Raw genomic sequence first — 12,424 nt, forward strand, 5'->3', positions numbered from 1 at the left:
GGAGGCGGGTGGACCATATCGCCCAGATGGAGTCCACCGAATGCGGAGCCGCCGCCCTGGCCATGATCCTGGCCTACCATGGCCACCACGCGCCGCTGGCCGAGGTCCGCCAGGCCTGCGGCATTTCCCGGGACGGGGCCAGCGCGCTGGCGATCGTCAAGGCGGCCCGGACCTATGGGCTGCAGGCGCAGGGCGTGGCCCTGGAACTGGAGCAGCTGCCCGACCTGGCGCTGCCCGCCATCCTCCACTGGGACTTCGACCACTTCGTGGTGGTGGAACGGGTGGACAGGACCGGCGCCACCCTGGTGGATCCGGCCTCCGGGCGGCGGCGGGCGGACCTGCGCGAGCTGGGGCGCAGCTTCACCGGCGCCGCGCTGGCGTTCGCGCCCACGCAGGCCCTGGTCCCGAGGCCCCGGGTCAGGCCCAGCCTGGCCAAGTACCGGGACGTCTTCCGCCGCAACCTGCCCGGTCTGGTCCAGATCCTTCTCGCCACCCTGGCGCTGCAGGTCGTCGGCCTGGCCTTTCCCGTGGCCAATCAGCTGCTGCTGGACCGCGTCGTCGGGCCCAGGCAGGAACCCTGGCTGTGGGGCCTGGGCCTCGGCCTGGGCTCGGCGGCGGTCACCACGGTCGTCCTGGGGCTGGTGCGCAGCTGGGTGGTCCTGAACCTCCAGACGGAATTGAACCTGGCGCTCATGAGCCGGTTTCTCGGCCACCTGCTGAAGCTGCCGCTGGGCTTCTTCCTGCAGCGCGATCCGGGCGATCTGGTCCAGCGGGCCAGGAGCAATGCCGATCTGCAGGACCTGTTGAGCACCCGGGCCGTCAATGCCCTGCTGGACGGGGTCCTGCTGGTGGGGTTCGCGGCGCTGATGATCGCCTACCACCCCAGGCTGGCGGGGCTGGTCATCGCCATCAGCCTGCTGGACGCCGCCGTGATGGGGGTGCTCTGGGACCGCAATCGCCAGCTGCTGGCTTCCGGGCTGGCGGCGGAGGGGCGCGAGGGCGCGGCCATGCTCGAGGCCCTGTCCGGCCTGGAGGCCACCAAGGCCGGCGGGGCGGAAGGGCGCATGGTGAACCGCTGGGCCCACCGAATGACCGAACGCGTCAACCAGGGGCTGGAAGCCCAGCGCCTGGCCCGGATTTCGGGCCTGTTCCTGGGCCTGTTCCAGGGCGTCGCCGGCCTGCTGGTGTTCGCGGTGGGGGGCCAGGAGGTCCTGGCCCAGCGCATGACCCTCGGCACCTTCGTGGCCTTCCTGACGCTCCAGGGCCTGTTCCTGGGGCCCATGGGCTCCCTCCTGGGCGCCGTCCTCCGGCTCCAGTCCCTGGGCACCCACCTGAGGCGCCTGGACGACGTGCTTGAAACGCCCGCTGAACCCGCCGGGACCGGGGATCCAGGCCGGCTCAAGGGCGCCGTCGAGCTCCGGGAGGTGACCTGCCGCTACGCGCCGGGGGGCAGGCCGGCCCTGGACGGCGTCAGCGTCCGCATCGCGCCCGGGGAGAAGGTGGCCCTGGTCGGGCCGACCGGGGCCGGCAAATCGACCCTGGCGCGGCTTTGCCTCGGGCTCCACCTCCCGGACCAGGGCACCGTCCGCTTCGACGGCCGCGACCTCCGGCACCTGGACCTGACCGCGGTGCGCAGGCAGGTGGGGATGGTGATGCAGGAAACCTTCCTGTTCGACGACACGGTCCGCGCCAACCTCACCCTCCACGACGACGGGCTGTCCCGGGATCGGCTCCAGTGGTCGGCGCGGATGGCCTGCGTGGACGACGTCATCGGCAACCTGCCCCGGGGGTTCGACAGCCGCGTGGGCGAGAACGGCAGCCTGCTCTCGGGAGGCCAGCGCCAGCGCCTGAGCCTCGCCAGGGCCCTGGCCCGCGACCCCGCCATCCTGGTCCTGGACGAGGCCACCAGCTCCCTGGACCTGGCCACCGAGGCCCGGGTCCATGCCAACCTCGCGCGGCTCGGCTGCACCCGGATCATCATCGCCCACCGCATGGCCACGGTGCGGGACGCCGACCGGATCCTGGTGCTCCAGGACGGGCGGGTCGTCCAGGAAGGCACGTTCCGGGACCTCCAGGGACGTCCCGGGCTGTTCCGGGAGCTGTTCGCGGCGGCGGACCATGCCTGAATCCCCGCCGTTGTCCGGCTTCCCGGCGATCGAGGCGCTCTGGCGCCTCCTGGGCAGGCTTGGCCACGAAGGCGGCTTCCAGGCCTTCCAGGATGGCCCCTGGACCGGGCCCGAACCCGAACAGATGGCCGGGGCCCTGGAAGCGCACGGCATCCAGGGCCGGGCGGCCCGGATCCAGGGCCGGGAGCTCCGCTACCTGGCCAGCCCCACCCTGGCCGAACTCCAGGATGGCACCTGGCTGCTCCTGCTCCGTTTCCGGAAAGGGCGGTTCCAGGTGGAAACGCCGGGGGGCATCCTCTCCCTGCGCCCGGAGGTCCTGTCGGACCGGGCCTCAGGCCAGGTCCTCGATCTCTCGCCCGGACTTCCCCCGGGCGCGACCCCCTGGGCCCGGCTGAAACCGCTGTTCCTGGGCAACCCGGCCTGCCTGGCGCAGATCGGCGCGGCGGTCCTGATGCTGGAGGGCATGGCCCTGATCACCCCGGCCATCACGGCGCTCGTCATGGACCGGGCCCTGCCGGATGGGGCGAGCTCGCTCCTGGGCCTGGTCGTGGCCGGGATGCTCCTGGCCACGGTCCACCAGGTCTGGATCGGCTGGATCCAGGAGCGGGTGCTTCTCCATTTGTCCACCCGGGTCAGCGTCGCAGCGGAACGGGGCTTCCTGGAGCATGTCCTGCGGTGCCCGTTCCCCTTTCTCCAGTCCCGGACCCTGGGCGAACTCATGCAGGCCTTCGGAGGCTTCGCGGCGGCCCGGGACCTGCTGCCCGCCCAGACGGTGGGGGCATTCCTCGGCGGGGCCCTGAGCCTCCTTCACCTGGCGGTGATGTTCGCCATGCTGCCGGGCCCCGCGCTGGTGGTCCTCCTGGCGACCGCGCTCCTGGCCCTGATGACGTTCGCGGTGGGCCGGATCAGCGCGCGTTTGCAGGCCAGGCAGGTGGAAGCGGCCGCCCGGGAGCACAGCCTCCTGATCGAGCTGGTGGCCGGCATCGGCACCCTCAAGGCGGCCGGAGCGGAGGGCCAGGCCCTGGGCCGCTGGCGGGGCTGCTGTCGGGCCGTGCTGAGCCTGGAGCTGGCCCGGGGCCGGATCAACCTCGCGTCCGACCTGGTCATGGGCCTGGTCAGCCAAGGCCTGGCCATCGGGCTGTTCCTCCACGGAGGGCGGTGCCTGCTGGACGGCGCCCTGACCGCGGGCAAGCTGTTCGCCTTCCTCCAGCTCGGCACCGGGTTCACCGCTTCCTTCATGGCGGTGGCGCACACCGCCTTGACCTTGATGGTCCTGAAGCCGCAGCTGGCCAGGGCCCAGGAAATCCTCTCCCAGGAACCCGAAGCGCCGCCTCGGGATGGAAAGCCCTCCCCCGCGCCGGTTCCGGTGGTGCTGGAAGACGTCTGGTTCCGCTACGGCCCCTCGGACCCGTGGGTGCTCCAGGGGTACGCCCTGCGGGTGGAGCCCGGCCAGAAGGTGACGCTGGGGGGTCCTTCCGGGTTCGGGAAGACCACGGTGCTCCGCCTGCTGGCGGGCCTCCATGTGCCCGAAAAGGGCAGGGTCCTGGTGGCCGGGCGGGACCCCAGGACGGTCCGCCGCGACCTGCTGTACCTGCCCCAGTTCGTGCGGATCTTCGGGGGCTCGATCCAGGACAACCTGCGGATCTTCTCCAACGGGGCGCCCATGGAAAGACTCCTGGAAACCGCCGGCATGACGGGACTCCACGCCCTGGTGGACACGCTGCCCATGGGCTACCGGACCCTGCTCCCGCCCGGCGGGAGGAACCTGTCCGGCGGCCAGCGCCAGCTGATCGCCCTCACGGGCGCCCTGGCTTCGGGACGCCCGCTGCTGCTGCTGGACGAGGCCCTGGCGAACCTGGACGCCCGGCACGCGGCCTCCCTGCAGGCGATCCTGGCCGCGGGACCGTGGACGTTGGTCGCGGCCAGTCACGGGCCTTAGGGCAATACGGTTCACTTAGCGCTGCGGCTTCATCTCCCCCAGCAGGTGCACCGCGAAGGTGGCCAGCCAGTGGTCCCCTTCGTAGTTCCCGGACACCACGTGGGGCAGGGCCGCCGCCGCATGCTCCATCGCGGCCTTCTCCAGGGCCTTGGCCCGGGGGTCCTTCGGCCCCAGGCCCGCGGCCAGGGCGTGGAGGCACCGGGCGCGGCTGAGGTTCAGGCCGTCCAGGTGGACGATCCTGGGATCGCTGCGGTCCGACACCACCGCCGGCGCCAGGACGCCGTGCTTGAGAAGCCCGGGCAGGAAGCCTTCGACCCAGGGCCTGAACTCCCGGGCCGGGAGCACCTTCACCATCAGCGCCGCCTCCTCCAGGCAGGGCGACAGGAAGTCCTCGCCGCCGGGCTCCCAGGCCATGGGGCCGTTGCGGTCCTTGCCGAAGTAGGTGCGGGCCCTTTCCGCAAGGAGGGCCTCGAGGCGGGCGTCCTTGGCGGCCCGGGCGTAGTCCAGGGCCAGGTCCAGGCTGAAGGCCGTGTTGGGGTGCACCCCCACGCGGTTCGGGTAGGTGAGCTTGGGCAGGAACGCCTCGAACTGGGCCGCCACCGCGTCGGCGAGGGGCTGGAGCTGGTCCGCCCAGCCACGCGCCTCGGGCGAATCCCAGGCCCGCAGCTCCGCCGCCAGCTTCAGGAGCCAGGCCCAGCCGTAGGTGCGCTCGAAGCCCTTGTGGGCCGGGTCCACGAAGTAGGCCACCTCCGCCTTGATGCGCTCCGGCGCCAGATCCTGGTCCAGGGCCAGCCGGATCCCCCCCGCCTCCGGCAGGTCCGGGAACTCCCGCAGGAGCCGCACCAGCATCCAGTGCCCGTGCACGCAGGAATGCCAGTCGAAGCACCCGTAGAAGGCGGGGTGCAGGTCCCGGGGCCCCAACACGTCCTTCGGCCCGGCCAGGGTGTGGTCCAGCTTGTTGGGATACTCCCGTTCCACGGACTTGAGCACATGCCCCGCGAACCGCGAGGCCGCCTCCCGGGTCAGCCCCTGCGCCCCCAGGGGCGCGGCGGCGAGGATCCCCGCGACGATCCAGTGCAAGCGCATGGGCACCTCCGGATGGGGCCCCGGAAGGGGGGCCTGACCATTCATCATGGGTGAATCGGTCCCCCGCGACAACGCGGGGGAGGTTCTGGTAGACTGGCCGTCCTGGAGAGATGGCAGAGTGGTCGAATGCGCCTGACTCGAAATCAGGTTATCGGGTGACCGGTACGGGGGTTCAAATCCCTCTCTCTCCGCCAGTTAGGCCCACCCAAACGGTGGGCCATTTTTTTCGGGCTACCACCGGGCTACCACCATGGAGATGGAAAAGCCCCCGGTTTCGGGGGCTGGAGTGGTGGAGTGGAGAATTGGGGTCAAGCAACGCGTGGAATCTCTCTGACGGTCTGTGCTCCCACCCAGTGTTCCAAGGCGGCCTCGTCATACCGAATGCAGCCACGGGAGATGCGAAGAAACGGTGGACCGATGCGCTTCCACCTCCAGTCAGCCAAGGTGGCGGAGGAGAGTTGTAGGCGGTCGGCTACTTGAAGGGTGGTAAGGAGGCGCATGGTTGATCCGGTTGGGTCCTCTCGGCGGCGGGACGTTGCCGTGGCTTATCATTTGATACTGCATGTGCCCCTTCGGCGAATCGGACAAACCATGCCGTGCACGAAGGCCGCCGACTTAAGGCCAAGGCCGCCTCAAATTTCTTGGCACTCACCACGACAAAGGTGAGGTAATCACGGTTCTGCTTGCCGGTCTGGCCACGCTGATCGAGAAGTTGGAGGAATCCTTCCGGCGCACCGTGACCGCAGCCCCGCATGTCCCTACTACGATTCCCCAACATGCCTCCAGGGGTACGAGGCCGGTTGTGGGGTAGGCAAAGCATTTGAGGACTTCAAAGGGGCCACTTTGCCCTCCGGGACATCTTTCCCATTGGAATTGCTTACGGCGGTCCTTTTTAACCTGCCAGCACCCTCTATCGCGCCTCAGCACGAAGTTTGTCCTTGGCCTTTTCCCTGGGTCCCTGTCGTACAACCCTTTCTTCCTCATCAAACACTCGGTCCACCTCTGCCAGAATGCTTTGAAGATCGTTCTGGATGAACTGTATTGTGGCCTCGACAAGGTACTCGATTTCCTTGCGTACGACTTTAGACTCAAGGTTCTTCCTCGACAATGCCATGTAAGTGATGAATGGGGTGAGTTCCCATACCTCCCTGGGGTAGGCTGCCTCCCTCGCCAATTTATAACAAGCGGTCCGGTATTCCCGCTCCTCCTCCCAGTTCCATTCATCAAGGTGCCGATCGAGTTCATCGAGGTGGAATCGCTCACGGCCCAAAAAACCTGAGGTATTGAAATTGTTATCCATCCAAACTCCTTACTGGTTAATGGCCACGATGGCCTTTGGATAATGGTTAATACCCGTCAGTGGACAACTGCGAACATTCATGGACAAAAAAACATTGGGAAGGAGGCTTACCTTAATGCCCCCCGCCGATGAAAACCATGGGGCGTTCGTAGATATGCCGGGTCCACCTTGTACTGAACGGAACCTGTTTGTTACTTCCTGTAATCCCCGTCCGGCCATTCCTATAAACACAGCAGGTTTCAGGTATCAATTCCGAGTAGATTCGGGCTCGGAACATTGACCGGAGCCGCGTTTTCTCTCTCGGGTTGGCCCACACCACCGCCTCGCCAGAGGCAGTGATCTTGGCGAGGCGGTGGTGAATGTTGAGGCCGAAGATGGATCACGCTGACGCCGGGACCTGTGGTTGGGCTCGCCATTCAGTGCGGCATGGGAACGGGTAGATGGCTTCGGCCACTTACCTGGGCCTGTGCTGTGCGTTGCGGTGCCGCTTCCAGGAGCGCGTATTCTTCTTCACCGAAGCATTGACCGTCTCCGGCCCATGCGGGAAACAGACAGCACACCCAACTTCCACCCCATTCTCGACTCGCGAAATTTTGACATTCGAGAACTTTGCCGGAAGATCAACGAACCCTTCCTCCGTGGTCCCAAAGCCGCGCAGCAACCCGCTCTTGTTGGCCTTGCCCATGATTCATCCTATGAGGGAGGTACTGCACGAGCCGGGGTAGTGGTGAACCGTAGAACAGCTTAAGCGGGTTTCCGGAACAGCACGATCCGATTGCTGTTCGTTCCCTTCTTGTTGTTCGAGACGCCGTAGATGTTGGCGGTCTTGGTGAAGTTCTGCTGGTTCACCAGGACACCGATCGGTTCGAACCCAGCACCATGTCCCACCGGGAGCACGGCTTCTTCCAGGCGAACCTTGCCCTTCCGCACCTCTCCAACTTCGAACGCCACATAGCCACCCGGCTTCGTTACCCGGAACAGTTCCAGGAACACCTTCGTCATCACGGAGGCCCACTCAGGGACCGTTTTGGACATAGTGATCCCCTTACCGATCTCCTCGGCATCGAGGCCGCAGAACCAGCAGCGGAGCCAGTTGTCCTGGGCGTACTTCACCACATCCAGGAACGGCGGGGAGGTGACGGTGAGCTGTACCGAGTCCGAGGCCAGTTCGGGAGTTCCGGAGGCGTCCCCGGTTAGGTGCATGGCGTCTTCGTTGGCCACCTTGAGCCGCTGGTGGTCGGCCTCCTTCATGCCACCCAGCATGGCGAGCGACTTCTTCAGAATGAGGGCGTGGGTGTCCTTGTACTCAGGGGTCAGCCCTTGCTTCCTGTTGAGCCGCTCCTGGCTTTTCCGCGTTACTGCTTGGTTGGGCGGCAGGGTCCGAACCGAGAAGAACCCTTCGCTGTGCCCAGTCAGGCGACAGATCGCCGCCAACCGAATCCACCGGTCCAGGTCATCGAGGGTGCCGTCCTTCTGGCGCTTGATGAACCATGCCCGGAGGGAACGGATTTCCCGTTCGGTTTCCGGGTGGTAGAACAGGCCGAGGTCCAGAGTCTCGGAGGATTCCTTGGGGATCTCGGAGAGCCGCACGGCGATGCCCTTCATGGTCGGCGGAGCGAGACGTGGCTCCAGCATGATCCTGGACAGCGGATTGATGTCGTTGGAGGCTGCCTTCCGCCCCAGGAGTGCCGCCTCCAGGGCGGTGGTGCCACGGCCACTGAAGGGGTCGTAGACGAGATCGCCTTCCTTGGAGAGGTGCTCGATGAAGAGCCGGGGCAGCTGCGGCTTGTAACAGGCCCGGTAGGACACCTCGTGGAGCTTGTGCGCCTTCCTCTGCTTGGAGGTCCAGAACTCCCTGGTGAGGCTGGGGACCATCCTGGTCCCGCACTGGGTTTCGTTCCACTCACCCTCCTTGTAACCGGCCAGGGCGGTGAGGATTGCCTTCCCTTCGTTGCAGTATTCCACCCGGATATCCTGTTCGTGCTGTTCGGTGATAATCTCCAAAAATTCTCCATAGCCGCAGTCCTAGGCCGCGACCTCCGCCTTCTACTCAACATGCCTGTGTGATGGCCTATTACCGCGCCAGTCCTGGCCTCGCTTGGAGTCGAACGGGATTTTAGCGCATAACTAGGCTACCACGAGTAATGCCGAGCGTCAACCGGAATTGTGGATACTGCCGGTAGGTGCGGGTCAACCTTGAGGGATGCGGTCTTGAGGAGGTCGTTGCCGCCCAAGCGATCAGCTATGCTCGGTCCGGATTGGTCCATGAGCTGCTGGGCTGTGCCAGTCAGGATGGATCAGGTCGCTGGACTTGTGCAGCTGGTTCAATGGCTCCTGGGAGGCTTTGAGGATCGCGTCCTGCGTACCGAACCGTGTGACGTTATCTTCAGGCTCGTAAGCTTCGCTGTCAGGAGGGTGATCATGTCGCCAGATCAAGCTGTCGCTGGGTTCTGGGGCGGTGGGAATGGCCCCGGATACCTGGATCACGTTACATGAAACAGGTGCGGAACCAGACCCAGCCCTGTGGTTGATGCGTTGCGTTATTTCGCTGTCGTGTTGCTGTGCTGCTGGTGCTGAGGTGTTGCGGGGGCTGCGGTGTGCTGCCCTTCTGCTGACAGGACCGGGGAGCGGGTCCACTCAGGTAGCACCCCCGGAAGGGGATACGGTGCTACTCACGAGGCCGAAGTCAGTGCCTCTTTTGTTTTTTCTCTTCTGTTTGGTGTATCCGACATCGATAACGTTTGAACGCTGAACGCACTCTATGGCTGGGTCTGCTACAAAGGAAGGTGGCTCCGTGCCACAAGTCCATCTTAGCCAACCCAGATTGAAGCACATGGTTGGCCCGAGTCAGCGGATCGATCTGTCGGCTATCTGCTCCGAGCAGAACTCCATCTGACTCCCTGACCATCAGGGGTGCTCCCGTCAGTCCCAAGATTCTCGTGTAATCGAACCACTCCTCGACCAGCTTGCGCTGCCACACCTTGAGGTGCAGCGGGTCGTGGTGAGGACGATCCTTGTACACGGCACCCAGCGAGACCAACTTGGGTGATCGGAACTCTATGGCACCTTCCGCCTGTAGGGTTCTGAGTCTGCGGACGAGATGAGTCTTGATTGTCCGCAGATTGTTGGGGCAGACCGGGTCCAGCATGACGGAGCGAATCCGTCCGTTCATTTCGGCCACGAGCTTGTCGATATACGCTTTGGTGAGATTGGCGATGGGGATGTGGAACCCCTGGTGGTCATCGGTGGGGTTCTGGATCATGAGGGTCATGCCGTGGGGGCTGAGGCAGATGCCCATGTCACACAGCCGGGGGTCACGGCAGGAGTTGAGGCTGTTGGTTTCCAGGTCCACCTCTCGGATCTGTACTTCCTTGCTCACATAAGCCAAGGCCACCCGCTGACCATACCGGATGAGGCGAAGGCCCGAGGCGGTGCGCCAGTCCAATTTGAGGTGCTGCTTCAGCACGGCCTTGATGTCCGGCGTGACCGGGATGGAACAGACCCGCGACCAGGACTTGGTGCGGAGCGGGTGTTGAGACTGTTTGCGGCGGGTCACGTAGTCACGGGTCAGCCGGTCTCCATGGATGGCCCTTACGGGTGAGCCAGCGCGGTCCAGGGCCACCAGACGGTTCCAGCCCTCCTGGTAGGCCCTGAAGAACGGCAGGAGGCTCCTGGAGGCTTCCGGGGGCAGTTTCTGGACCGTGCGGACCCGTTTGGTGCGCTCGGTGTAGTCGAACGTGTCCAGCGGGGCCTGGAGGACGATCATGCCGTCCTGGTCCTTCCAGTCGGTCTCCTGCCGGTGCTCCAGGGCGATGCCCTTGCGGTGGTCCCCACGGCACTGAAGGCTTCCGTTCCACCTGATCTCGAAGCGGGAGCCGTGCAGGTATGACCAACGCTCACCGGCACGGAAGTATCCTGCGGGTTCCGGCAGGGCCGGGACCGAATCCGTCTGGATCAGCAGGGATGTCTTCGGAACCTTCTTCATCACATCATTGATACTCGAAGTCGGTTTGCTTGGAAGACTCTCAGGAAGTCAAAAACATAAGGTTCAGCCTGGGGTAGCACAAAGAATTTTGAACAGGGCAAGGGCTAAGAAATTCGAGCGAACAGAACAAGAAAGAAAATAATATAATATATATATTATTGTTTACCTTCTGTTTGGTGTATCTAGTAAGGGATTTTGCCCTGATTGAGGCCAACTGCCAAACCAGCCCCTAGTGTTCATGCGGGTTTCAGCGTTTTGTTCATCCTTTCAGACCACGATTTCACAAAAAACTTCAAATTTCGCGGTTGGACTTATTTGACCGGCTTCGGATGTTCCGATGGTCCTGGATGTGGAGACGGCAGATACCGGTAGCTTCAACTTGATCAAAACACCCCGTGCCCCCCCGAACTGGGAGACTTCGAGACCCGCTACAGGTTCAACCGTCCAGAGCCGAGGTTTGATCTGGACCGTCCACCATTCCGGCACCCCGGTCCAGGAACGCAGCAAGCTCGGTGGCGGCGATGAGCGTCCTGCTACCTACCTTGACGATGGCGATCTCGCCGTCCTTGATCAGCCCGTACAGGGTGCTTCTCCCGATCCCAAGGACGGCTGCGGCCTCTCGGGTGCTGTAGGCCAGCGGGGTGACGGTTCGCTCCCGGCGGAGCAAGCTCGACTTGATTTCAGTTTCCATGGATGAGTTCCAGATGACCGGCGACGCGGTTCACTGGTGATCGCCGAAGTCTGTTTCCACGGGTTGGTGCAGAAAGTCTGGCTCTGGGATTGCTGATCTGGAGGATAATCAATTAATTCACCTATCATCCGACCACCTTTCAACAGGAGCAGCCATGGCTCGGGAAAGGAAAACTCTCACCCGCGAGGAAGCTGGTGAGTTCAGCAGGGCACTGGAGAGGAGAGCCGAAGCCATTGGCATCCCGCTTGACCAGTGGCTGCTGAAGCCGGGGAAGTCCAATGATATCCGTCAGGGGACTGGCCCTCGCTTCGCCATCGTCCAGAGGGCACAGGAGTGCGCCGCCGCCGGAGGCAAGTACGGACATGTCCTCGGTGCCATCGTCATCCAGGGCAATGGCGACCGATACCAGATCCGCACCCACGATCTGGCCGGGTTCGTGTGCGCTAACGGGTACTGCGAGGCCGTGCCTCCCGGAGAGGCCGGGAGTTCCCGGAAAGAGGTGGTGACCAGCACTACACCGCCCATTGCGGTGCCGAGACCGGCGGCGATTGCTCGACCTCTGCCAGTACAGAATTTCACTCCGAGATCCCTGCCAGGGGTCCACCATTCGGATCAACCGCATTCTCCCTGTGAACCGCTCCAAAGACTCTTGGTCGAAGCATACCCGTGCCCTTCCTTCCAGGGCGTGTGCGACTCAATGCGCTGGGCACCGGCGGCAGGGCAGATCCCTCGTGGCTTCCTTGGTGCAACGGGGAGGCCGGATGAGGTCGAATTGGTAATGGTGTTCGCCGAACCAGGAGATCCTCAGCCTGGAGATCACAGCACCATGGAGGAGGCATTACGACACGCCTACTGGGCGTTCCGTGAAGGTCCTGGCCAGTTCCACCAGAACGCTAGGTTCCTCTTCGACCTGTGCTGGCCATCCATCAGCTACGAAGAGCAGTTGCGGAAGGTGTGGCTCACCGAATCTGTGCTCTGCTCGGCCAAAGTATCTGCCGGTGCAGTCCCCGGCGCTGTCGAATTCGCCTGTGGCGAGAGATACCTCAAGAAGCAGATCCAACTCTTCCCGAAGGCACTTATCGTGGCTCTTGGGAACAAGGCCGCCGACCGCTTGAACCGAATCGGCGTACATGGGTTCGAACGCGCCTATGCCCTCGGCAAGCCCGGCTGCTTCCAGGCCGGTGCTCAGCCATCTTGGCGGCGAATTGCTGAACTCCTGGCATCCAGAAGGTGATTGAAGGGATGTCCGCGAAGGCAGGTCGTGGCAAGGAATGCACCCACCATTTAACGGCAGCGG

The 12,424-nt window shown here is 64.2% G+C and carries 9 protein-coding genes and 1 tRNA gene; 4 read left to right on the plus strand and 6 right to left on the minus strand.

Annotated features, from left to right (window positions below):
• Positions 1-8: 8 nt before the first annotated feature.
• On the plus strand, positions 9-2,126 hold the full coding sequence (locus ACZ5MC_RS05265) for a peptidase domain-containing ABC transporter (protein ID WP_464517201.1): 2,118 nt from the start codon (positions 9-11) through the stop codon (positions 2,124-2,126).
• A complete protein-coding gene (locus tag ACZ5MC_RS05270; RefSeq protein ID WP_464517202.1) occupies positions 2,119-4,065 on the plus strand; it encodes a peptidase domain-containing ABC transporter in 1,947 nt (648 codons plus the stop codon). Before ACZ5MC_RS05265 ends, ACZ5MC_RS05270 begins: the two co-directional genes overlap by 8 nt.
• A gap of 15 nt (positions 4,066-4,080) precedes the next feature.
• Here ACZ5MC_RS05270 and ACZ5MC_RS05275 read toward each other — a convergent pair whose 3' ends face one another.
• Positions 4,081-5,151, minus strand: a complete 1,071-nt coding sequence (locus tag ACZ5MC_RS05275; RefSeq protein WP_306599291.1) for a DUF2891 domain-containing protein — start codon at positions 5,149-5,151, stop codon at positions 4,081-4,083.
• Positions 5,152-5,255: 104 nt separating this feature from the next.
• On the opposite strand from ACZ5MC_RS05275, the gene ACZ5MC_RS05280 reads away from it, so the two are divergent.
• Positions 5,256-5,345 (plus strand) — tRNA-Ser (locus ACZ5MC_RS05280).
• A gap of 114 nt (positions 5,346-5,459) precedes the next feature.
• Here the strand turns inward: ACZ5MC_RS05280 and ACZ5MC_RS05285 are convergent.
• From ACZ5MC_RS05285 to ACZ5MC_RS05305, 5 genes are all read right to left on the minus strand, one after another.
• The gene (locus ACZ5MC_RS05285) at positions 5,460-5,651 is read right to left on the minus strand and encodes a helix-turn-helix transcriptional regulator (protein ID WP_464517203.1); all 192 of its coding nucleotides are present in this window, start codon (positions 5,649-5,651) and stop codon (positions 5,460-5,462) included.
• A 410-nt stretch (positions 5,652-6,061) separates the two neighbouring features.
• Complete coding sequence (locus tag ACZ5MC_RS05290; protein ID WP_464517204.1) at positions 6,062-6,451, minus strand: hypothetical protein; 390 nt, start codon at positions 6,449-6,451, stop codon at positions 6,062-6,064.
• Between the two features lie 744 nt (positions 6,452-7,195).
• Positions 7,196-8,455: a DNA methyltransferase gene (locus ACZ5MC_RS05295; RefSeq protein WP_464517205.1), complete on the minus strand. Its 1,260-nt coding sequence runs from the start codon at positions 8,453-8,455 to the stop codon at positions 7,196-7,198.
• A gap of 682 nt (positions 8,456-9,137) precedes the next feature.
• Entirely contained in the window at positions 9,138-10,436 is a 1,299-nt protein-coding gene (locus ACZ5MC_RS05300; RefSeq protein ID WP_464517206.1) for a hypothetical protein, read from the minus strand.
• Between the two features lie 436 nt (positions 10,437-10,872).
• Positions 10,873-11,127: a helix-turn-helix domain-containing protein gene (locus ACZ5MC_RS05305; protein ID WP_464517207.1), complete on the minus strand. Its 255-nt coding sequence runs from the start codon at positions 11,125-11,127 to the stop codon at positions 10,873-10,875.
• 154 nt (positions 11,128-11,281) lie between these two features.
• Between ACZ5MC_RS05305 and ACZ5MC_RS05310 the strand changes: the two genes are divergently transcribed.
• Positions 11,282-12,361 carry a uracil-DNA glycosylase family protein gene (locus ACZ5MC_RS05310; RefSeq protein WP_464517208.1) on the plus strand — a complete coding sequence of 360 codons (1,080 nt, stop codon included), beginning with the start codon at positions 11,282-11,284 and terminating at the stop codon, positions 12,359-12,361.
• Positions 12,362-12,424 lie beyond the last annotated feature (63 nt).

It is taken from the genome of Mesoterricola sp. JemC181 (assembly GCF_055384585.1).